The sequence below is a fragment of the Arthrobacter sp. UNC362MFTsu5.1 genome (assembly GCF_000685965.1).
Classification (GTDB): Bacteria; Actinomycetota; Actinomycetes; order Actinomycetales; family Micrococcaceae; genus Arthrobacter.
This window is the reverse complement of sequence record NZ_JMLE01000010.1, coordinates 49,805-69,723: the sequence shown is the minus strand read 5'-3', so window position 1 is coordinate 69,723 and position 19,919 is coordinate 49,805. Positions and strand designations below refer to the sequence as shown.

At 66.2% G+C, this 19,919-nt stretch carries 19 protein-coding genes and 1 pseudogene; 10 read left to right on the top strand and 10 right to left on the bottom strand.

All coding sequences use genetic code 11. The annotated features are described in order from the left end of the window. Positions 1 to 103: 103 nt before the first annotated feature. Positions 104 to 346, top strand: a complete 243-nt coding sequence (locus BS38_RS0111410; RefSeq protein ID WP_028270918.1) for a hypothetical protein — start codon at positions 104 to 106, stop codon at positions 344 to 346. Here the strand turns inward: BS38_RS0111410 and BS38_RS0111405 are convergent. Further along, entirely contained in the window at positions 343 to 825 is a 483-nt protein-coding gene (locus BS38_RS0111405) for a MarR family winged helix-turn-helix transcriptional regulator (RefSeq protein ID WP_028270917.1), read from the bottom strand. The two genes, BS38_RS0111410 and BS38_RS0111405, sit on opposite strands and share 4 nt — an antisense overlap. Positions 826 to 951: 126 nt before the next feature. On the opposite strand from BS38_RS0111405, the gene BS38_RS0111400 reads away from it, so the two are divergent. From BS38_RS0111400 to BS38_RS0111375, 6 genes and pseudogenes are all read left to right on the top strand, one after another. After that, entirely contained in the window at positions 952 to 1,905 is a 954-nt protein-coding gene (locus BS38_RS0111400) for an SDR family NAD(P)-dependent oxidoreductase (protein WP_028270916.1), read from the top strand. A gap of 2 nt (positions 1,906 to 1,907) precedes the next feature. Beyond that, on the top strand, positions 1,908 to 2,801 hold the full coding sequence (locus tag BS38_RS0111395; protein WP_028270915.1) for an amidohydrolase family protein: 894 nt from the start codon (positions 1,908 to 1,910) through the stop codon (positions 2,799 to 2,801). 1 nt (position 2,802) lies between these two features. Beyond that, a complete protein-coding gene (locus BS38_RS24990; RefSeq protein WP_051628859.1) occupies positions 2,803 to 4,053 on the top strand; it encodes an acyl-CoA dehydrogenase family protein in 1,251 nt (416 codons plus the stop codon). Positions 4,054 to 4,140: 87 nt separating this feature from the next. Further along, entirely contained in the window at positions 4,141 to 4,596 is a 456-nt protein-coding gene (locus tag BS38_RS0111385) for a MaoC family dehydratase (protein WP_028270914.1), read from the top strand. Positions 4,597 to 4,651: 55 nt separating this feature from the next. Further along, positions 4,652 to 5,976 (top strand): annotated as a pseudogene (locus tag BS38_RS24985) (MFS transporter). A 10-nt stretch (positions 5,977 to 5,986) separates the two neighbouring features. Beyond that, complete coding sequence (locus BS38_RS0111375; protein ID WP_028270913.1) at positions 5,987 to 7,552, top strand: acyl-CoA synthetase; 1,566 nt, start codon at positions 5,987 to 5,989, stop codon at positions 7,550 to 7,552. A 133-nt stretch (positions 7,553 to 7,685) separates the two neighbouring features. Here the strand turns inward: BS38_RS0111375 and BS38_RS0111370 are convergent, their stop codons facing one another. The 3 genes from BS38_RS0111370 to BS38_RS0111360 all read right to left on the bottom strand — a co-directional run bounded on the left by BS38_RS0111370 (position 7,686) and on the right by BS38_RS0111360 (position 11,438). After that, entirely contained in the window at positions 7,686 to 8,171 is a 486-nt protein-coding gene (locus BS38_RS0111370; RefSeq protein ID WP_051628858.1) for a DUF3237 domain-containing protein, read from the bottom strand. Further along, positions 8,168 to 9,925 carry a CocE/NonD family hydrolase gene (locus BS38_RS0111365; RefSeq protein ID WP_028270911.1) on the bottom strand — a complete coding sequence of 586 codons (1,758 nt, stop codon included), beginning with the start codon at positions 9,923 to 9,925 and terminating at the stop codon, positions 8,168 to 8,170. Before BS38_RS0111365 ends, BS38_RS0111370 begins: the two co-directional genes overlap by 4 nt. Positions 9,926 to 10,049: 124 nt before the next feature. Further along, a complete protein-coding gene (locus tag BS38_RS0111360) occupies positions 10,050 to 11,438 on the bottom strand; it encodes an MFS transporter (protein WP_028270910.1) in 1,389 nt (462 codons plus the stop codon). A gap of 178 nt (positions 11,439 to 11,616) precedes the next feature. Between BS38_RS0111360 and BS38_RS0111355 the strand changes: the two genes are divergently transcribed. After that, positions 11,617 to 12,546, top strand: a complete 930-nt coding sequence (locus tag BS38_RS0111355) for a PaaX family transcriptional regulator (protein WP_028270909.1) — start codon at positions 11,617 to 11,619, stop codon at positions 12,544 to 12,546. Positions 12,547 to 12,620: 74 nt separating this feature from the next. On the opposite strand, the gene BS38_RS0111350 is transcribed toward BS38_RS0111355, so the two are convergent. The 5 genes from BS38_RS0111350 to BS38_RS0111330 form a co-directional block, all read right to left on the bottom strand. Then, positions 12,621 to 13,244: a LysE family transporter gene (locus tag BS38_RS0111350; RefSeq protein WP_028270908.1), complete on the bottom strand. Its 624-nt coding sequence runs from the start codon at positions 13,242 to 13,244 to the stop codon at positions 12,621 to 12,623. Between the two features lie 51 nt (positions 13,245 to 13,295). Further along, a complete protein-coding gene (locus BS38_RS27085) occupies positions 13,296 to 13,433 on the bottom strand; it encodes a hypothetical protein (RefSeq protein ID WP_156037114.1) in 138 nt (45 codons plus the stop codon). 162 nt (positions 13,434 to 13,595) lie between these two features. Beyond that, positions 13,596 to 14,150: a dihydrofolate reductase family protein gene (locus BS38_RS0111340; RefSeq protein WP_028270907.1), complete on the bottom strand. Its 555-nt coding sequence runs from the start codon at positions 14,148 to 14,150 to the stop codon at positions 13,596 to 13,598. A gap of 85 nt (positions 14,151 to 14,235) precedes the next feature. Beyond that, positions 14,236 to 14,703 (bottom strand): hypothetical protein, encoded by a 468-nt coding sequence (locus BS38_RS0111335; RefSeq protein ID WP_028270906.1) that lies wholly within the window; start codon positions 14,701 to 14,703, stop codon positions 14,236 to 14,238. 76 nt (positions 14,704 to 14,779) lie between these two features. After that, a complete protein-coding gene (locus BS38_RS0111330) occupies positions 14,780 to 15,595 on the bottom strand; it encodes a methyltransferase domain-containing protein (RefSeq protein WP_028270905.1) in 816 nt (271 codons plus the stop codon). 126 nt (positions 15,596 to 15,721) lie between these two features. On the opposite strand from BS38_RS0111330, the gene BS38_RS0111325 reads away from it, so the two are divergent. Then, the gene (locus tag BS38_RS0111325; protein ID WP_028270904.1) at positions 15,722 to 17,005 is read left to right on the top strand and encodes an APC family permease; all 1,284 of its coding nucleotides are present in this window, start codon (positions 15,722 to 15,724) and stop codon (positions 17,003 to 17,005) included. Here the strand turns inward: BS38_RS0111325 and BS38_RS24980 are convergent. After that, positions 16,899 to 17,462, bottom strand: coding sequence for a MarR family winged helix-turn-helix transcriptional regulator (locus BS38_RS24980; RefSeq protein WP_081818878.1), 564 nt, complete (start codon positions 17,460 to 17,462; stop codon positions 16,899 to 16,901). The two genes, BS38_RS0111325 and BS38_RS24980, sit on opposite strands and share 107 nt — an antisense overlap. A 163-nt stretch (positions 17,463 to 17,625) precedes the next feature. Between BS38_RS24980 and BS38_RS24975 the strand changes: the two genes are divergently transcribed. Then, positions 17,626 to 19,842 (top strand): MMPL family transporter, encoded by a 2,217-nt coding sequence (locus BS38_RS24975; RefSeq protein ID WP_043438417.1) that lies wholly within the window; start codon positions 17,626 to 17,628, stop codon positions 19,840 to 19,842. Positions 19,843 to 19,919 lie beyond the last annotated feature (77 nt).

Here is a 19,919-nt window from a genome sequence, read left to right as displayed (position 1 = left end):
GTTATGCAGGCAGCCTCCGGATTCTTTGCTGAGGATTTCCCATGGGCCCAAAACTCCGCGCCGTCTTCGCACCCGCTGCCACGGATCCCCCTGCGGGCGCCGCATGAGCACGAACAGCGGCCGCCTCGCCGGCATTGCCGAGCGGCGCATCTTCAAGTCCTACGCCTCCTTGTCGTCAGTTCCCACCGGAGAGCTCGAGGCACTGGCCTGCCTGCTGAGGAACGGCGACAACACGCCGGGCCCGAACCATGCCGGGCTGGTGTGGCCGGTGGTCCTGGCCGAGCTGGCGCGCCGAAACGGTGCCGAACACCGGAGGCACTCCCGCCCTGACGATCCGGGCCACTAAGGCAATCCGGCACCCCACAGCGCTTTGCGCAGCAGCGCCTTGAGCTGCGCCGACTCTTCCGCCGGCAGTCCTTCCAGCACTTCCGCCTCAGCCCGCCGCGCAGCGTCGCCGGCCCGCTGCAGCAGCTTTCCACCCTTGGCGGTGGCCGTCACGGTCTTTGCCCGGCGGTCCAGCTTTCCCGGAGCCCTCGCCACGAGGCCCCGCTTCTCCAGCTCATCCACCAGGGCCACAATCTGGCTGGGATCCAGGCTGAGGAAGTCCGCCATTTCGCGCTGCGTCGGTTCCAGCCCGCTGTTTGCCAGAATCAGGACCGAGTACGAACGCTCCTTGAGGTCGAATTCGGCCAGTGCCCTGTTGTTCAGGACGGACCCCGCGGCGTGCAGCTTGGCCAGGAGAAATCCCAGGTCCTGGCTGATGGAAGCGGCCACAAGTTTGTGGGCCTGTTCGGTCCGCTGACCGCCCTGTGTCTCGATCGTCATGGCCGACTCCAATAATCCTCAAAATAAATCGTTGACATTTTCAACTATCCATAATTTCATGGATACCAGAACAGCATCCCACGTCGAGAGCCGGGATGCACAAGGTCAGCTAGCAAAGGAGCAGCCATGAGCCTGTCAGGCAAAGTAGCAATCGTCACCGGAAGCGGCCGCGGCCTGGGTCTGTCCTACGCCCGGGAACTCGCACGGCAGGGCGCCGCCGTCGTCATCAATGACGTCGACGCAACGGTTGCCGGGGAGGCAGTGGCGCTCATCGAGGCCGACGGCGGGAAGGCCGCCGCCGTCGTCGCGCCCGTCGGCAGCACGGACGTGGCCCGGCAACTGGTGCAGGCAGCCGTGGAAAACTTCGGCCGGCTCGACATCCTGGTCACCAACGCCGGGATCCTGCGGGACAAGTCACTGCTGAAGATGACCGACGACGATTTCGACGCCGTCATCAACGTCCACCTCCGCGGTACCTTCACCTGCGCCCGGGAAGCGTTCGCCTACTTCAAGGAGAACGGCATCGCCGGCCGGATCATCACCATCGGCTCGCCCACCGGGCAGCGCGGCAATTTCGGCCAGACCAACTACGCCGCGGCCAAGGCCGGCATCGTGGGCATGGTCCGCACCTGGGCCCTGGAAATGAAGAAGGCAGGCGTCACCGCCAACGCCGTCATCCCCGTGGCGGCGACGGCCATGACCAAGACCGTCCCCTACTTCCAGAAGGCAGTCGAAGCGGACGAGCGCGGCGAGGCCATGCCGGCCTTCTTCCGCCACGAACTCGGTTTTGGAACGGCCGACGACGTCTCCGGACTGGTCGCGTTCCTCGCCTCCGATGAGGCGGCCGGCATTACCGGCCAGGCCATCGGTGCCGGCGGCGACCGGCTGCAGCTCTGGACCCACCCCGAGGCCGCGGCCACCGAATACCGCGAGGGCGGCTGGCGCTACGAGGACCTCGTGGCGAACTTCGGCCCGCTCTTCGGCGGCAAGCTGCAGAGCGTGGGCGAGGAATTCCTGCCGCTGCCCGAGGACCTGAAACCGGAAGCACAGCCCGCCGCAGCTCCCGTGAAGGTGGGCTAGCGATGGCTGCCACCCGCTACGAGCTCGGCATCGACGCCGAGAGGCTCGACGCGATCGACATGCACGTCCACCTCGAAGTGGACGGCCACGGCCACGAATCACTCCCGCACGAGCTGACGGAGGCTTCGGCCAAATACTTCAAGTCCGAGGACCGCACGCCGTCGCTGGACCGCATAGCCGAGGTGTACCGGGAACTGAACATGGCCGCCGTCGTGTTCACCGTGGACGCCCGCACCCAGCTCAAGCACGAACCGAACAGCATCGAGGACCTGATCGCCGGAGCGGCCAGGAACAACGACGTGCTGATCCCCTTCGGCAGCGTGGATCCGCGCACCGGGGCCGAGGCCATCCAGGGCGCCAAGCGCCAGGCCATCGACCTGGGCGCCCGCGGCTTCAAGTTCCATCCCAGCCTGCAGGGCTTCGACCCCTCCAACGAGCAGTTCTATCCCCTCTGGGGCACCCTCCAGGAACTGGGCCTGCCGGCCATCTTCCACACCGGCCAGAACGGCATGGGCGCCGGCCTTCCCGGCGGCTACGGCATCAAGCTGGCCTACTCCAACCCGCTGCTGCTGGATGCCGTGGCCGCGGACTTCCCGGAACTGCAGATCATCATGGCCCACCCCTCCGTGCCCTGGCAGGACGAGGCCAACTCCATCGCCACGCACAAGGCCAACGTGTTCATCGACCTCTCCGGCTGGTCGCCCAAGTACTTCCCGGAGTCCCTGGTGCGGATGTCCAACTCGGTGCTGCAGGACAAGGTCCTGTTCGGCACCGACTTCCCGCTCATCACGCCGCAGAAGTGGCTGGGCGCGTTCGCGGACCTCCCGCTCAAGGACGAGGTCCGGCCCAAGATCCTCAAGCACAACGCCGTGCGCCTGCTCGGACTGGACGGCTGAGATGAGCGCCTCCACCGCTGAGCAGGCCACCGCAGCCGAAAAGGCCCCTCCTGCCGACCAGGCCCGGCTTTACGGCGTCTGCGATTACTACGACGCCGAGTCCCTCCTCACGGAGGCCGAGCGGCGTGTCCTGGGCAGGCTTCGCAGCTTCCTCGACCGCGAAGCGCAGCCCCTGCTGGCCGATTACTGGGAACGGGGCGAGTTCCCCGCCCAGCTCGCGCAGCCCCTGATCGACCTGGACCTGATGGAACCCGCGGAACTCACGGGCGCCCCGGACGCAATAAGCAATCCCGCCCGCGGCATCTACCAGGGTTTCCGGATCTTCGAACTGGCCCGCACCGACGCCTCGCTGGCCACCTGGTACACCTCCCAGGCCGGACTCTTCCGCACGGCCATCCGGGTGGGTGCCTCGCCGGAACAGCAGGCCGAGTGGATGCCGAAGGTGGTCGACTTCTCGCTCAAGGGCGTCTTCTCGCTCACCGAACCCGACTCCGGTTCGGACATCGCCGGCGGCCTGTCCACGACAGCCCGCCGGGAAGGGGACTCCTGGATCCTGGACGGTGCCAAACGCTGGATCGGGGGTGCGGTCAGCGCTGACGTGCTGGCAGTGTTCGCCCGCGACACGGCCGACGGCCAGGTCAAGGCCTTCCTGGTGGACCGCGAGGCGGCCGGCGTGACGCTGGAGAAGATCCACGGCAAGACGGCGCTGCGGATGATGCAGAACGCCCACATCAGCCTCCACGGCGTCCGCGTGCCGGAATCCATGCGGCTGCACAACGTGGACTCCTTCAAGGATGTGGCCGCGATGCTCCGGGCCATGCGTTCGGATGTTGCCTGGATTGCCACCGGCATCCAGGCCGGTGCGTTCGAAGCCGCCCTGCGCTACGTGACCGAACGCCGGCAGTTCGGCCGCCAGCTGGGATCCTTCCAGCTGGTCCAGGAAAAGCTGGCCAGGATGCTCGGCAACGTCACATCGTCCCTGTCCCTGGTGGTCCGGCTGACCGAACAGCAGTCCCGGGGCATCTACCGGGACCAGGACTCCGCGCTGGCCAAGATGCAGACGTCCCTGCTGATGCGCGAAACCGTGGCCCTGGCCCGCGAAGTGGTGGGCGGCAACGGCATCACGCTCGAAACCGACGTCGCCCGGTTCCACGCCGACGCCGAAGCTGTCTACTCCTACGAAGGAACCCACGAAATCAACGCGCTCATCGTGGGCCGCGCCCTCACCGGCGAAAGCGCCTTCACCCGCTAAACCCAAACAGCAACTGAAACCCGACGGCGGAAGCACCGCACCGCCGTCGTACTTCCGCAACTCCAAGAACCACACCAGGAGGCACACATGCCCAATCTCGTCGTCGACTTCGACAAACTGCTCACCCTCGCCGGAACCGACCTCGGCGTGACCGAATACCGCGAAATCACCCAGGAACAGATCAACAAATTCGCCGACGCCACCGGCGATGACCAGTGGATCCACGTGGACCCGGAACGCGCCAAGGACGGCCCGTTCGGCGCCCCGATCGCCCACGGCTTCCTCACGCTCTCGCTCATCATCCCGTTCTGGGGCGAGCTGTTCGACGTCGACGGCGTCACCACCAAGGTGAACTACGGCCTGGACAAGGTCCGCTTCACCTCACCGGTGAAGGTGGGCTCGCGGATCCGCATGCAGGCCACCATCGCCGAGGTCACCGAAGTCAAGGGCGGCGCCCAGATCAAGGTGTCCAACACCATCGAGATCGAAGGCCAGGAACGCCCCGCCGTCGTGGCCGAATTCCTGGCCCGCTTCTACAAGTAAGCCGCTACTACCAGCAACACCACCACCCCCCGTCCCTCCTTCCCAAGGAACAGCCATGTCAGGACACACCACGCTCGCGCCAGCGGGTACGGCCGCGAAGCGCAAGGAAGCGCGCACGGTCATCATGTCCAGCTATCTGGGCAGCACCATCGAGTTCTACGACTTCCTGCTGTATGCCACGGCCGCTGCCGTGGCCTTCCCCAAGGTCTTTTTCTCCGGCATGGACGACTGGGTGGGCGTCGTCGCCGCCTACGCCACGTTCGCCGCCGGCTACGTCGCCCGCCCCTCGGCGGCATCATCTTCGGCCACTTCGGTGACCGCGTGGGCCGCAAGGGCATGCTCATCGTCTCCATGGCCGTGATGGGAATTGCGTCCACGCTCATCGGCCTGATCCCCGGCGCCAGCTTGATCGGGCCCTGGGGCGCCGTCATCCTCGTGTTCCTGCGGGTCTGCCAGGGAATCGCCGTTGGCGGCGAGTGGGGCGGTGCCGCGCTGATGGCCCTGGAACACTCTGATCCCAAACGGCGCGGCTTTGCAGCCTCCTTCGTCAACGCCGGCGCCCCCACCGGAGCCGTGCTCGGCACGGTGGTGATGGGGCTCTTCTCCGCCTTGCCGCAGGAGGCCTTCCTGGCCTGGGGCTGGCGCGTGCCGTTCCTGCTGTCCTTCGTGCTCCTGATCGTGGGCATGTTCGTCCGGCTGCGGGTTTCCGAGAGCCCCATCTTCGCCGAGGCAGTGGCTAAGGAAAGCATGCAGGGCACCAAACGCAAGATCCCGCTGATCGAAGTGCTCCGCCGTCCCAAAGCGCTGATCATGATCATGTTTGCCGGTGCTGCGGGCTTCGGCCTGCAGGTGGTGCTGCCCACGTTCTCCATCACCTACGCGGTGTCCAAGGGGGCCCCGCAGCAGGGCGTGCTGTACGCGTTCGCCGGAGCCTCGGCCATCTCCATCCTGTTCGTCCTGCTCGGCGGACGGCTGTCCGACCGCTTTGGACGCCGGCCCGTGATGGTGGCCGGACTGGCACTGTTCACCGTCTACCTGTTCCCGATGTTCGGAATGCTGGGCTCCGGGAACGTCGGCCTGGTCTTCCTGGCCTTTACCGTGGCCCTGGTGCTGCATTCGAGCCTGTACGGACCGCTGGCGGCGTTTGTGTCGGAGCAGTTCGGCACCACCTCCCGCTACACCGGCGCGGCGGTGGGCTACCAGCTGGCCACCCTGATCGGCGCGGGCTTCACACCGGGCATCGTTGCCGGCCTGTACAAGGATTCCGGGCAGAGCATCGTCCCGGTGGTGATCTTCCTGTCCGTCATGGCAACGGTTTCCATTGTCTTCATCCTGCTGACGCGGGAGTCTAAGAACAACGACCTCACTGCGGTCGATTAGGAGCACAAACATGGACAACAACGGAGTTGGATCCTGGCTGCACCGCCGCCGCCGGAAGTCCGGACCCAAGACAGCCCTCGTCTCGGCGGGCCGTGCCGTCAGCTACGAGGAGCTCGCCGAGCGCACGGACCGGCTGGCCAACGCCCTGGGCAGCAGGGGAGTGGCCAAGGGCGACCGGGTGGCCTATCTCGGCGAGAACGATCCGTCCTTCGTGGAAACCTTCTTCGCGTGCGGGCTGCTCGGCGTCGTCTTCGTCCCGCTGAACACCCGGCTGGCAGCTCCCGAGCTGCAGTTCCAGCTGCAGGACTCCGGAGCGCGGCTGCTGGTCAACGCCGGCGCGCTCGAACCCCTGGCGGCAGCGTCCGCCGCCGGCACCGCGGTGACGCATCGCTTTGTTGTGGTGCCCGACGGCGGCACTGAAGGTTCCGTTGCGGAGCTGCCGTCCGGCGTCGAACGCTATGAAGCGGTGCTTCACGCGGCAGCCGCGACGCCGCGGGATGAGGCCGTGACCTTGGACGACGCCGCCATGATCCTCTACACCTCGGGCACCACCGGCAGGCCGAAAGGTGCGCTGCTGACGCACGGCAACATCACCTGGAACTGCTTCAACACCGTGGTTGACATGGACCTGAACCGGAATGATGTGGCGCTGATGATCTCGCCGCTGTTCCATGTGGCGTCACTGGATATGGGCCTGTTGCCGATGCTTCTCAAGGGTGCCACGGTGGTGCTCGAAACCCGGTTCGATGCCGGCCGGGTGCTTGGGCTGATCAGTCAGCACAGGGTCACCACCCTGAACGGCGTTCCCACCACGTTCCAGATGCTCTGCGACCATCCGGATTGGCCGACGGCGGACCTCGGCTCACTGGACAAGCTCACCTGCGGCGGGTCGGCCATTCCACGCCGGGTGCTGGACGCCTACGAGGACCGCGGCATCGGCTTCACCAGCTGCTACGGCATGACCGAAACCGCGCCCGGGGCCACCATGCTGCCTGTGGCGCGGTCCAGGGAAAAGGCGGGCTCCGCGGGCCTGCCGCACTTCTTTACGGACGTCCGCATCGCCGATCCCCTGGGCGGATTGGCAGGGGTGGGGGAAGTGGGGGAGATCCAGATCTCCGGGCCCAACGTCATCAGGGAGTATTGGAACCGCCCCGATGCCACCGCGGAAAGCTATGCGGATTCCAGCTGGTTCCGCTCCGGCGACCTGGGTTTCCAGGACGGGGAAGGCTTCCTGTTTGTCTCGGACCGCATCAAGGACATGATCATTTCCGGCGGCGAAAACATCTATCCGGCGGAAGTGGAGGCAGCCATCTCCGAACTGGACGCTGTGGCCAGCGTGGCGGTGATCGGAGTCCCGGACGAGAAATGGGGCGAGGTTCCCCGGGCGGTGGTAACCCTTCGAGAGGGTGCCCAGCTGAGTGAAGAGCAGCTTCGCGCGCACCTGGACGGCAGGCTTGCCCGCTACAAGATCCCCAAATCAGTGGTGTTCGTGGACGAGATGCCCCGGACTGCCAGCGGGAAGATCCGGAAGACGGACCTGCGGAAACTCACCCCGGCTAACGGACAGCTGCAGTAGCGCGAACGGACAGTTGAGGCCCCCGCCAAAAGCTGCCCGGGCCCGGATCCCAGGGTGGATCCGGGCCCGGGCAGTCGGGTCGTTGAGCGCGAACGGGCAGTTGCGGCCCCCGCCGCTCCGCTTCGCCGCCAGCTCAGTCGATGAGGAAGATCCGGATCAGCACCCGGTCCGGATGCCTTTCACCGGTTCCCACGGCAAGGCGTCCGTTGAGCCAGTCCCATTCCGGCGATGCCGTGGTGAGCCGGGGCCAGCAGCGGAAATAGATGCTGTTGGCATCGACCCGTTCGCCGCGGTTGAGCCGGGCGATGTCCTGAACTTTCCCGTGGCGCAGTGCAGAGTTGTGGACGTAGATGCGGTGGCCGTCCGGGGTCTCCAGGACGTAGCGGGCATCTAGTTCAGTTAGCGTGGCGGTCCGGAGGAGCTGGTAATCGGCGCCTCCGGGGATGATGCGCCCGTTCAGGACCGGGCCGGTGACCGTTCCGCCGGTGATGGGGATGACGCGCCGGTGGCCCTCGGGTGTTGGCCCGACGTCGATCGGCTCGCCGACAGTGACCGAGAGTTCCGTGAGGAAGGTCAGCCCCGGAGCTTCGGGGGCTCCGGGGGCTGGTGGCGCGGTCACAGAATTCCGGCCCTCAGCCGGCTGGGGTAGTCCGGGCCGAAAAGGATGGTCTGCCGGGCCACGAGGGTTTCGGCCGAGTCATAGGCCAGCTTGCCCGTGTTGAGGTTCCGGTCCCAGCGCGGGTGGCAGCTTGACGTGACCTGGACGCGGAGCCTGTCGCCAGCGGCGAAAGTGTAGGCGGTCTGCCAAAGGCTCACCGTGTATTCGTACGGCTTGCCGGGCTCGATCAGCGAGGGAGCGTGGCCCTCCTGGTACAGCCCCGTCGCGGCGTGGCTTTCCCGCCAGGAGGCGCGGACAATTCCGTCGGCAATGCCCAGGGACGTTCCGTCCGGAGCGACCCGGCACAGGCGCACCACGAAGTCTGTATCGACGGCGGTGGAGGCGGCATGGAACGTAGCGCTGAGCTCGCCGAAGAGTGTCACTGGCTCCTCGAAGGCCTCAGTCGTAAAGGTGAGGACGTCGCCGCGGGCCTCTACAGCTTGCTGCATGGCTGGCCCCGCGGGAAACACCCCGTGGATCATGGTTGCGCCGCCCGCGGTGGGGACGGGATCAAGGGGGTCGTATTCGTATTCCACGGAGCCGCCGGACCCCGGAGTGTCCCGCAGCGATCCGCCCGCGCCGAGGAACCAGGTGCGGTGGCTGTGCGGCAACGGGAGCTCATCAAAACCGCGCCACTGGTTCTCCCCCATGAAGTAGAGCAGCACGGCCGGGACGTCGCGGAGCCGCCCGGGTTCCTCCTTGAGCACAGCGTCGAACCAGGCGGTGTGGAGCCCGGAGAGGTCACCGAGGCCGTTCATCATCCCTCCGGCCGCGTTCAGTCCGAAGCTCACATCCGGGTAGCTGCCGGAGAAGTTCGTGTGGGCCCAGGGGCCTACGATAAGCCGCGGCGCAGGGGCAGCGCCGGTCCGGCTGTGCTCCAGCTGCATCGCGTACTGCGAGAGGGTGCTGGGACAGAAGATATCGAACCACCCGCCGATGTGCAGCGTGGGCAACGACACCGGCTTGATGGACGCCTCGTCCCACAATCGGGTGAAGCTGTTCCCTGGCGATTCTCCGGCCGAAGGAAGGACATGGCGGTTCATGAAGGTGCCAAGCCGTGCGGAGAGTTCCCGCAAGGGCAGCGTGCCGAACGCGCTACCGTCGGAAAACGAGCGATCCAGGTCCAGCCACGTCTGGAATTCCTTGCCTTGCAGTTCGGGATCGTCCGCATATTCGCGCAGGAGCTCGTTGGCAGAGATGGAGGCATGGCCCCAGCTGAACCGGCTGCCGAGCTCGTAGGCTCCGCCGCGGTAGAGCGAGCCGTTGTTCGCATTGCCACCGGCCGAGATGCCGGGCGAAAGGGCAGCGAGCCCGTCAGGGGCCAGGGACGCTGCCCGCCACTGCGTCTCCGCGAAGTAGGAGCGGCCCCACATCCCTACGGCACCGTTGGAGTACGGCAGCCGCGCCGCCCACTCGACGGTTGCGGCGCCGTCGGACGCTTCATTGGCGGACGGATCGAAGGCCCCGTCCGAGCCGAAGCGACCCCGGCAGTCCTGCATGATCACCACATAGCCCGCGGCTGCGACCGTTACGGGGTTGAAGTAGGCGGAGTTGACGGAGAGGTCGCGTCCATAGGGCGTCCTGGTCAGCAGGACCGGGCACGGTTCCCCGTCCGCAGGCCTGTACACCGTGGACCTCAGGATGATGCCGTCCGGCATCGGGGTTTCAACGTCTTGTTCAATGAGCAGGGGTTTTAGCGCGGTTCGCGGTGTCATGGGAGTTTCCTCATTGGGTTGTTCAGCGGCGGTAGTTTGTTCAAGACTGGGTTGTTCAGGACAGCGCGGAGGGGAGCGGCCGGGCAGGTGCCCGGCTACTCCCCTCCCGGTCCGGGATCAGGATTTATGCGTTGATGGATTCCTCGGTACCGGAATCTTTGGTACCCAGCGCCTCGGTGGGGACGTTGTAGGTTTCCTTGACCCAGATGGCGGTGACGGCTGCAGAGGCAACGCAGCATGCGGCGGTGAAGGCGGCCACGGGAATCCATCCGGTGGGGCCGGGCTGGACGATGGCGGCGGCGATGGCTGGCGCGAAGCCGGTGACAACGAGGCCCAGCTGCGACGCCGTGGCTGCGCCGGAGTAGCGGATCTTCGTCGGGAACATTTCCGCGGTCATGGCCGGGCCGAGCGGGTTGACCATCCCGTAGCCCACAGTCATGAACAGGATGCCGCTCGCGTAGATCAGTGGCACCGACGTGGTGCTGATGGACCAGAAGAAGACGAAGGCGGCTATGGCGCAGATGAGGTTGCCCGCGATGAAGACCGGCTTGCGGCCGATCCTGTCGGCGAGGATGCCGGCGGAGGGCTGGGCGACGAGTGCTAGCCCCGCCGTGAGGATGGTGACCCCCAGCATTGCCGGTGCCGGGACGCCGAACTTGCTGGTCGCGTAGGCGAGGCCGAAGGCGGCGAAGACGGACGAAACCACACTCCAGAGCCCGAAGAAGATGACCTTGATGATGGTCCGCCAATGATCGCGTAGGACCACCTTGATGGGCAGTTCCTTCTCGGTTTCCGCTTCCTTCGCGGCTTCGAACACCTCGGATTCGGGCAGCCGGACCCGGATGTAAAGGCCGACGCCGACCACCAGGATGCTGGCCAGGAACGGCAGGCGCCAGCCCCAGCTGAGCAGGTCCTCCTGGGGGAGCATGGAAACGGCGAGGAAGGCCAGGGACGCCAGCATGATGCCGGCAGCCGCGCCGGTGTTGACCCAGCTGCTGTAGAAGGCGCGCTTGTTGCTGGGGGCGTGTTCCATGGTCATGGTCACTGCACCGACCGATTCGCCCGCGGCGGAGGCTCCTTGGAGTGCCCGGAGGACAACCAGGAGGATGGGGGCGGCCGCACCGATGGCGGCTGTCGGCGGCAGGCAGCCGATGAGGAAGGTTGCTATGCCCATCACCACTAGCGTCAGCACCAGCATCTGGCGGCGTCCGATCCGGTCGCCGTAATGTCCGATCACGCTTGCGGCCAGCGGGCGGACAACGTAGCCGATACCGATCGTGGCCATGGACAGGATGGTTCCGAGGGCGGGGTCGATCCCGGGAAAGAAGATCTTGTTGAAGATCAGCGCGGAGGCCGACCCATAGATGAAGAAGTCGTAGTACTCCAGGGTGCTGCCAATGAAGCTTGCGGTGGCGGCGCGGCGGGCGTGCTTTGTTCCCTGGTGGGAATCGGGGCGGGCCTGTTCCGCGGACGGCGTCAACGGCGTCGGCGGAACAATGGGACCAGCGGTCATTGCGGATCTCCTAAGAGGACAGGGGAGGAAAGTTCTGGGGGCTCGCATGCTGAGCTGGGCGGCGGGGTCGGCTGTGGCCTCCGTCACGCCCCGGGTAAATAGTATGCACTTAGTTCAGCGCCCGTCAAGAAAAGTGCAAATCTTAATTGACGGGTCCTGCTGGCATGATGGAGGCGTGATGAGCAAGCCCTTGGCCTCTGGACCTGGCATGGATCCGGTGATGGCCATCGATTTTCCCCGGCCGCTGAAAGGCCCCTCCAGCCAGCACCAGCTAGTGACCTTGCTGGTTGACTACTGGTTCGACTGCGACGTCTGGCTGCCTTCACGGTTCATTGCCGCACTGGCCGCCGACCTCGGCATTACGGCGTCGGCGTCGGCCACGGCACTCAGCCGCCTGGCTACCCGGGGAGTGCTGGAGCAGTCGAGTGCGGGGAGGACTTCCCGCTACCGGATCACGGAGGGTGCGCGTAAACGCCTGCGCGGAGGCCTCGAGCAGGTCTCGGCGTTCGGGGAACAGTCCCGGCACTGGGACGGCAACTGGACCGTCATCGCCTTTTCAATCCCGGAAACATCCCGCGACGTGCGCGAGCTGTTTCGGTCGCGGCTGCGGTGGCGGGGTTTTGCGCCGCTTTTCGGTGCCGTCTGGGTCTCGCCCCGGGACCATGCCGCCGAGCTTGAAAGCACCTGCAGCGCTTTCGGAGTTGATGACTACGTCGTTTTTCGAACAGCCGATTCCAGCCTCCGCGGCAAGCGGCTCATCGACGCCTGGTCGCAGCAGGAGTTCAGGGAGCAGTACCAGCCGTTCATAGACAGGTTCGGGCCGTGGCTGGAACGACTCGACGCCGGAACCGTGACGCCTGCTGACGCCCTGCGGGTCAGAACCGAGGTCATGGATGCCTGGCGGGCGTTCCCGTGGAGCGATCCCGACCTTCCCGCCGAACTCTTGCCTGAGACCTGGCCGCGGACCGAAGCGCGTGACCTGATGGTCCGCCTGTATGACGGGCTGGCGCAGGCCGCCCTGGGCTTCGTGGAGGAGACTGTCGCCAGGGAAGCGCCGGAGCTTGCGGGCTCCGCCAAGGCCTTTTCGGTGCGGTCGGGCAGCTACTGAGCGCGAACGGGCAGTTGCGGCCCTAAGTTGAGCGCGAACGGGCAGTTGCGGCTCCGGGTTTCGCCGGCCGCCCGCTAGTGGATCAGCGCCAGCATGACGCCCACGGCCACGAAGAGCACCCCGAACGTCCGGTTCAGGATCTTCTGCCCGTGGGCGTTGTGCGTGAACCGCTGGAAGGACTTGGCCGCGGCGGCAAAGAAGAACCACATGACCAGGATGTCGATGACCACCACCGTGGCAGTCAGCACCAGGTACTGGGGCAGCAACGGCTGCTCCGGCCTGATGAACTGGGGCATAAACGCCAGGAAGAAGACCACGGCCTTGGGGTTCAGCAAGTTGACCCACAGGCCGCGGCGGAACATGGAAGCGGCCGGCTCATTGCGCAGTTCGGCCGCTTTCTCCTGATCCAGGTCCGGCTTGTGCAGGAACTGGCGGATGCCGAGGTAGACCAGATACGCGGCGCCGGCGTAACGGATCACGTTGAACGCCACGGGTGAACTGGCAACCAGGACGCCCACGCCCAGGGCCACGATCAGTACGTGCACCACCAGCGCGGCCTGCTGGCCCAGGATTCCCCAGATGGATCGCCGGAAACCCGAGTTCAGCGAGTTGCTCATGGTGTTGATGGCACCCGCTCCGGGCGTGAAGCTGATCAGGACGCCGGCGCCGGCCAGGGCCAGCCAAAGGGAGGGTTGCACCCATACAGTTTAGTGGCTGTGGCTGTGACGAAGTTTTGTCCCGGAGTATGGTCAGGTCATGGCAGGGGAGACGGTGAGCCACTCCGGGTACTCACGGCCGCGGTCGAAGCGCTGGCCGTGGGCTGTCATCCTGGCTGTGGTGGTGTTCCTCAGCTTCCCTTTGCTGACAACCACTGTGGGGGTCTGCATTGACTACGTTGATCGCCCGGGTGAGTGCACGTCCTACCCGCTGATCGCCGCCGCGGACTCGGTGCCGGGGGTCATTGGTGGTGGATCCATCGCCGCCATCTGCGTATACCAGCTGGTTCGAATCTCGGCCCGACGGCAGAACAGCGGGCCTCGGGATCCGAGCTAGGCGCCCGGCCGGACACCGTAGCTGAGGATCATGTTGCCCTTGCTGGTGCGTTCGGAATCCTGCAGTTCCAGCCGTGTCACCGGATCGCCCTCCTCGAACAGCTTCCGTCCGCTTCCGGCAATGACCGGGTGCACCATGAGCATCAACGATTCGAGGAGGCCGGCGAACAGGAGCTGCCGGGTCAGCGAGATGCTGGCGAACACGGCAATCTCGCCGCCGTCGCCTTCCCTGAGGCCAGCGACGAACTCCTCCAGCGGGGCGTCCATCAGCCGGGAATTCTGCCACTCGAGCTCGCCCGAAAGCGTCCGGGAGGCTACGAACTTCTGCAGCGGATTGATGAACGCGCCGAAGTCGGCGTCAGCGGCCGCGCCGGGCCAGTAGCTGGCCCATTGCTCGTAGCCCACCCGGCCCAGGAGCCCCGTTTCCACCCGGGCCATCATCTGCTGCATACCAGCACCGAGTTCCTCGTCGAAACTGTCGAACTGCCAAAGGTTGGGCGACTCAACCACGCCGTCCACGGAGTAAAACAGGCCGGCCGTCACTTTGCGCATGGGGTTCTCCTCGCCGATGGTTTTCCTTCGCATCCTAAAGGCAGACCGGTGGCCAGGGAACTGCCTGCCTAAAGATTCGTCAGACTCAGCAGTACCAACAGGTGCTGGCCTTCGAATTCACCCAGTGCGTCATGGTGCAGGGGAGCTCGTCATAGCTCGGGTATTGGTCAAAGTAGGAATGCGCTCGGGCAGACATGTATCCGGTTTCGTCCTGGCCAAAATGTCCGATCGTCTGGAATCCGCGACGGGCCGCCACCGTTTCCAGTTCCCCTGCCTCCTCAAGGATCGGGATGTCCCATGGAAAGCAATTCTCCGTCCATGTTCCGGCATGGGCGATCGCAAAGTACTTGGTCCACTCAGGGTCCAGTGCAGCCAGAATTGCATCGAAATGGGGTTCCAGCGATCCGCTAAATCCCTCACTAACAACCTCTACGCCGTCCAGCTGCATCTCAGAGTCAAGCCGGATCACCACAAGCCTGGGGAGGATCTTTCCTGCTTGAACTATGAGCGGCCGGGCCAGGATCTGAAGGTCAAAGCCTGCTTGAATGATCATTTCTTGAGGCTATTCCCGGCAGTGGGCGCGGCCCACAGGGTTGGTGCCCTATGTGGAAATCGGCACCACCGCGCATTCAGGCCCGGGCGATGACCTCGCCGTTTGGAATCAGGAACCAGCCGTCGTCGGTGGAACCCCAGCGGTGCCACCCTGCGGAGATCCGGGCAAGGTCAGCGGCGTTGGCGAAGCCGTACTCAAGCGCCTGGTCCGCGAACGCCGAATGCAGCACCCGCTCGCCCCACACCCGGGCCTGCCACCGGCGCTGCTGGCCCGTGGCGTACAGCCAGTTGCTGCTGGTGGGCGCCACGTCCGTGAATCCCGCGGCCTGGGCCCAGGAGACCAGGCGGCGTCCGGCATCCGGTTCGGCGCCGTTGCGGCGGGCAATGCGCTGGTACAGCTCCATCCATTCGTCTAGTTCCGGGATGGCGGGATACCAGCTCATGCCGTGGAAATCGGCGTCGCGCACTGCCACGATGCCGCCGGGCTTGGCCACCCGGCGCATTTCACGGAGGGCCTCCACCGGGTCCGTCAGGTGCTGGAGCACCTGGTGGGCGTGGACGACGTCGAACGTTTCGTCGTCGAAATCCAGATCGTAGATGTTCCCGGCCACGAACTCGACGTTGGCCACACCGCGTTCAGCGGCAAGCTCGCTGGCGTGGGTGATCACATCCGGCGAGCGGTCCAGCCCGGTGACGTGCCCCGGCGACACGAGGCCGGCGAAGTCGCAGGTGATGCTGCCCGGCCCGCAGCCCACATCAAGGACCGAGCTGCCCGGGGCAAGGTACGGGATCACGAACGCGGCGGAGTTCTCGGCCGTCCGTGAGGCATGGGCACGGACCACGGACTCGTGGTGTCCGTGCGTGTACACATCTTCAGGCTGCTGCGCACTCATAAGGAAACGCTACCGCTCCGACGGGAAAATGCGCGGCAATCGGGCGGAGCAAAACAGGCAGTTTATTGTGCTTCGACGTCAGTTTTCCCGCTTCTGCAGCCCGCCGTTCTGCGGAACATTGGAGGAGTGGGAAACAAGAAATCCGGCAGTTCAGCGGGGCTCGGGCTGTTCCGGGCAACAGGGATCTACGTGGGCGCAATCCTCGGATCGGGCATCCTGGTGCTCCCGGCCATCGCCGCCCGGGAGGCGGGTCCGGCCTCGCTGCTGGCATGGGCGGCATTGCTGGTGTTCTGCACACCCGTCGCCCTCAGCTTCGCTGAGATGAGCCGGCAGGAGCCCGACGCCGGCGGGATCGCCCACTTTGTGACCAGGGCTTTCGGTCGCCGCGCCTCGGTGGTTGCCGGCTACCTGTTCTACTTCGCCATCCCGTTCGGCGCTCCCGCCACGGCGGTGATCGGCGGCAACTACATCGCCAATGCACTGGGCGGCGGCCACGGAACTGCGCTCGTGGCCGCGGCGCTGCTGCTGGCGGCCGGGTTCGCGAGCAACGCCGTCGGAATCAGGCTGTCCAGCCGCCTCCAGCTGGTGCTGATGGTGCTGCTCGTGGCGCTGGCGCTCGCCGTTGCCGTGGCCGCACCCTTTGCCAAAGCGGAGAATTTTGAACCCTTCGCGCCGCACGGCTACTGGGCCGTGGGCGGAGTGGCCAGCCTGCTGTTCTTCTGCTTCGCCGGCTGGGAGGCAGTGACGCACCTGGCGGCCGAGTTCCGCAACCCCGGCCGGGACCTCAGGCGAGCCACCTGGCTGACGCTCGTCGTCGTCGGAGTGGTGTACATCGGGGTGGTGGCAGCCTCGGTGGCCGTGCTGGGCCCGGCCCTGCCTAAAAGCGCGGTGCCGGTGGCCGACCTGCTCGAAATGGGCTTGGGACCGCTGGCCGCCCCGCTGACCGCGGTTGCTGCGGCTGTGCTGACCTTCGGCCCGCTCAACACGTTCATCGCGGGCGCCAGCCGGCTCGGTTCCAGGCTGGCGGCCGACGGCGTGCTGCCGCCGGCGATGGCGCGCGGCGGCGGCCCGGGCGAGGTGCCCTCCGTGAGCCTGGCCGTCCTGGCCGGGATGACCTTCCTGTCCTTCGGAGCGGCGGTGGCCGGGCTGGCCAGCATGCAGTTCCAGATCGGCGCGGCCTCGGCCTGCTTCACCGCGGTGACGGCCTTCGGGCTCGCGGCGGGCACCCGGCTGCTGCCGTCCGGAACGCCGGCGTGGTTCGGCGTCATTGTCGCTGCCGGGGTGATGCTGCTGATCCTGCTTTTCAGCGGCTGGGCGCTGGCGGTTCCGGCGTTGCTGGCTGCTGCTGCGGTGTGGTCGGGGGCGCGTTTCCTGCCGGTTCCTGCGCGGCCGCTTCCTGTGCTGCGCTGATGGTTGCCCCGATCATGGATTCCATGAAGCGGGCAGCCACCTCCAGCTCCGCCGCGGTGAAATCCGCCATCGCGGCGCCCATGTGGCGGGCCAGCGGAAGGAACATGGCGCCGCCGTCGCGGTAGGCCTTGGGCGTCATCCGAAGCTGGACCTGCCGGCGGTCCGCTCCCTGGCGTTCGCGCACCACGTGTCCCGAACCGTGCAGCCGGTCGATCAGCGCCGTGGTGGCGGGGGAGCTGAGGTTGAGCTCCTTGCGGAGTACGCCGGGGGTGACAATCTGGTCCTTGGCGGCATGCCGCATGATCACCGCCAGGGCATTGAGGTCCGTCCGGTGCATGTCATTGCGTCCGCCGGCCGAATCCACATACCGGTTGGCTTCAAGCGTGAACTCCTGCAGCAGCCGGACAAGGCCCTGGGGCGCGGCCGGTTCGGGGCGCTCGGATGACTCTTCTGACACGGCGACCCTCCTTCTGCAATGGCTTGGCAACTGCGCCAGCCTAGCCAAAATTCTCTCACCGACGGGTGCGAGCAACTATTTGTGCCGAAGTGCTTATCTCCATGGTGGAGATAGTCTACTATGGAGTAAATTCTACTCCTCCGAGCCACCCCAAGAAGGACCCATGAAAAAGAGGCATCCCGGCACCGCGCGCGTCCCGTTCTGGCTACGCTGGCTGGTCCCCGTACTGCTCGTGATCACCTGGCTGGCCATCGCCGGCGTCGGCGGACCCACTTTCGGCCGCCTCGACGAAGTCTCCTCCAATGACCAGGCGTCCTTCCTGCCTGCCGGTGCCGAGGCCACCGAAGCCCAGGACTGGCAGGCAAAGTTCCGGGATTCCGACGAGATCCCGGCCGTCATCGTCGTCGAAAGCGACTCCGCCTTCACGCCTGCGCAACTGGGCGAGGCTGCCGCCCTAAAGGACAAGCTTGAGGAGCTGCAGGCAGGCAGTGCGGTCATCGGTCCCATCCCGTCGGAGGACGGCGAAGCGGTCCAGTTCGTGGTGCCCATATCCTCGTCGGGCCAGGTCAAGGAAATCGTCCAGGAGCTCCGCCAGGAAGTTCAGGCGTCAGCCCCGGAAGGAATGCAGACTTTCGTCACCGGTCCGGCGGGACTGACGGCTGACCTGGTGAGCGCCTTCGCGGGCATAGACGGGATCCTGCTGCTGGTGGCCCTCGCCGCCGTGTTCATCATCCTGCTGATTGTCTACCGCTCGTTGCTCCTGCCCATCGCGGTGCTTTTCACCTCGGTGTTCGCGCTGTGCGCAGCCATCCTGCTGGTGTTCGGCATGGCCAAGCTGGGCTGGATCCAGCTGAGCGGCCAAAGCCAGGGCATCCTTTCCATCCTGGTGATCGGTGCCGCGACGGACTACGCGCTGCTGTATGTTGCCAGGTTCCGCGAAGCGCTAACCCACACCACCAACCGCACGTCCGCCGTCCTCACGGCCTGGAAAGCCTCCTTTGAACCCATCCTGGCCTCCGGCGCCACGGTGATCATCGCCCTGCTGTGCCTGCTCTTTTCCGACCTCAACTCCAACAAGGCGCTGGGCCCGGTGGCGGCCGCCGGCATCCTGTGCTCGCTCTTTGCCGCCCTCACGCTGCTCCCGGCACTGATGGCCCTGCTGGGCCGCGCCGCCTTCTGGCCGTTCCGTCCCAAGCTGATCCCGGAGACCGAGCGCGAGCCTGAACTCGTCACCGGCCTCGAAGGCCAGAAGGGCCTGTGGCGCGCCACCGGCTCCCTCGTTTCCCGCCGCCCCCGGGCCGTCTGGGTGGCCTCGGTGCTCCTGCTCCTGGTGGCCTCCGCTGGCATCCTGCAGCTGAAGGCCAACGGCGTGCCGCAGACGGACGTTATCCTCACCGCCTCCAACGCGGTGGACGGCCAGGACGCGCTGGCCCGCCATTTCGACGCCGGTTCCGGCAGCCCCGCGGTGATCGTCGCCGACGAAGCGAAAGCGCAGGAGGTGCTGGAGAAGACCAAGGCGGCCGACGGCGTCGGCGATGCCTACCTCCTGGCGGAGGGGAGCGTGCCGGTGACAGGGGCCCCGGGGGCTCCCCGCGACCCTGATGTCCGCGAGGGCAAAGTCCTGATCAACGCCACCCTGAACTATGCCGCGGATTCCAGCGACGCTGAGAACGTCGTGGTGAAGCTCCGCGAGGATTTGAAGAAGATCGACGACTCCGCCCTGGTGGGCGGCGTCACGGCCACCGCGCTGGACACCAACACCACGGCCCAGCGCGACCTGATCGTCATCATCCCCGTGGTCCTCGCCGTCATCCTGCTGATCCTCATGCTGCTGCTGCGCTCCGTCCTGGCCCCGGTCCTGCTGGTGGCCTCGGTGGTGCTTTCCTACGCCGCCGCCATGGGCGTTTCGGCCCTGGTGTTCAACAACCTCTTCGGGTTCCCGGGGGCCGATGCGACGGTGCCGCTGTTCGGCTTCGTGTTCCTGGTGGCCCTGGGCGTGGACTACAACATCTTCCTGATGAGCAGGGTGCGGGAGGAGTCCCTCAAGCACGGCACCAGGCCGGGGATCCTGCGGGGACTCGGCGTGACCGGCGGCGTCATTACGTCCGCAGGCGTGGTCCTCGCTGCCACCTTCGCCGCGCTGGGCGTCATCCCCATCATGTTCCTGGTCCAGCTCGCCTTCATCGTGGCCTTCGGGGTCCTGTTGGACACCGTTCTGGTCCGCTCGCTGCTGGTCCCGGCGCTTGCCTACGACCTGGGCGGACGGATCTGGTGGCCCAGCAAACTGGGGCGGCTGGACGACGGCGGTCGGGCATCCGCTGGCCCGCGTGATGCCGAGAGCAGCCTGGATACGGACCTGGAGGGTGCCGCGCGCAGTTAGCGGGGCGTGCGCGTCACGCCACGCACATTATCGGGACTCCGCGAAGGGTGCGGCCGCGAATCTACGCGGCCGCGCCC

Excerpts from the sequence above, each read along its gene's own strand:
- BS38_RS0111410 (WP_028270918.1), top strand. The coding sequence starts at position 104 with ATGAGCACGAACAGCGGCCGCCTCGCCGGCATTGCCGAGCGGCGCATC.
- BS38_RS0111405 (WP_028270917.1), bottom strand. The coding sequence starts at position 825 with ATGACGATCGAGACACAGGGCGGTCAGCGGACCGAACAGGCCCACAAA.
- BS38_RS0111400 (WP_028270916.1), top strand. The coding sequence starts at position 952 with ATGAGCCTGTCAGGCAAAGTAGCAATCGTCACCGGAAGCGGCCGCGGC.
- BS38_RS0111395 (WP_028270915.1), top strand. The coding sequence starts at position 1,908 with ATGGCTGCCACCCGCTACGAGCTCGGCATCGACGCCGAGAGGCTCGAC.
- BS38_RS24990 (WP_051628859.1), top strand. The coding sequence starts at position 2,803 with ATGAGCGCCTCCACCGCTGAGCAGGCCACCGCAGCCGAAAAGGCCCCT.
- BS38_RS0111385 (WP_028270914.1), top strand. The coding sequence starts at position 4,141 with ATGCCCAATCTCGTCGTCGACTTCGACAAACTGCTCACCCTCGCCGGA.
- BS38_RS0111375 (WP_028270913.1), top strand. The coding sequence starts at position 5,987 with ATGGACAACAACGGAGTTGGATCCTGGCTGCACCGCCGCCGCCGGAAG.
- BS38_RS0111365 (WP_028270911.1), bottom strand. The coding sequence starts at position 9,925 with ATGACACCGCGAACCGCGCTAAAACCCCTGCTCATTGAACAAGACGTT.
- BS38_RS0111360 (WP_028270910.1), bottom strand. The coding sequence starts at position 11,438 with ATGACCGCTGGTCCCATTGTTCCGCCGACGCCGTTGACGCCGTCCGCG.
- BS38_RS0111355 (WP_028270909.1), top strand. The coding sequence starts at position 11,617 with ATGAGCAAGCCCTTGGCCTCTGGACCTGGCATGGATCCGGTGATGGCC.
- BS38_RS27085 (WP_156037114.1), bottom strand. The coding sequence starts at position 13,433 with ATGCAGACCCCCACAGTGGTTGTCAGCAAAGGGAAGCTGAGGAACACC.
- BS38_RS0111340 (WP_028270907.1), bottom strand. The coding sequence starts at position 14,150 with ATGCGCAAAGTGACGGCCGGCCTGTTTTACTCCGTGGACGGCGTGGTT.
- BS38_RS0111335 (WP_028270906.1), bottom strand. The coding sequence starts at position 14,703 with ATGATCATTCAAGCAGGCTTTGACCTTCAGATCCTGGCCCGGCCGCTC.
- BS38_RS0111330 (WP_028270905.1), bottom strand. The coding sequence starts at position 15,595 with ATGAGTGCGCAGCAGCCTGAAGATGTGTACACGCACGGACACCACGAG.
- BS38_RS24975 (WP_043438417.1), top strand. The coding sequence starts at position 17,626 with ATGAAAAAGAGGCATCCCGGCACCGCGCGCGTCCCGTTCTGGCTACGC.